We start from the raw sequence: 572 nt of genomic DNA on the forward strand, positions 1-572 counted from the left end.
CTAGTTGTACCCGGCCAGGACGTTGGTAGCGGTTCTGGCCGTTGACGTGAAGAGAACCTCCGGGTGGGGTGTGGCTTGTCGAAGGCCCACGTCCAACCCGGAGGTTCCATGTCTCACGGTAGTGCCCGGCTGACCGTCCATGGTCGGTTGCTGATCGTTCAACGCCACCAGCAGGGCTGGCGCCAGGCCCACATCGCTGCGGCGATGGGGGTCTCCAGGAAGTGTGTGAAGACCTGGCTTGTCCGCTATGCCGCCGAAAGTGAGTCAGGATTGGTCACCAGGTCCTCGCGACCACACTCCTGCCCGTCGAAGACCCCGGCCACGGTCGAGCAGCGGATCGTGGAGCTACGCACCCGTGAACGGCGCGGTCCGGACTGGATCGGTGCCGAGCTCGGCGTGCCGGCACGGACGGTGTCACGGGTGATCGTCCGCCACCACCTGCCACAGCTGTGCGCGCTGGATCCGATCACCGGTGAAGTGATCAGGGCATCGAAGACCACCGCCGTGCGCTACGAACGCGAGCGACCCGGCGAGCTGGCCCACATGGACGTCAAGAAGCTCGCCCGGATCCC

The 572-nt window shown here is 65.9% G+C and carries 1 protein-coding gene; it reads left to right on the forward strand.

Going from position 1 to position 572, the window contains the following annotated elements; all coding sequences use genetic code 11:
* Positions 1–108: 108 nt before the first annotated feature.
* The coding region (locus MJ604_RS23645) for a helix-turn-helix domain-containing protein (RefSeq protein ID WP_243061265.1) at positions 109–572 on the forward strand (464 nt) is incomplete at its 3' end.

Origin of the sequence: Nocardioides sp. SR21, from assembly GCF_022761125.1 — a bacterium.
Classification (GTDB): domain Bacteria; phylum Actinomycetota; class Actinomycetes; order Propionibacteriales; family Nocardioidaceae; genus Nocardioides.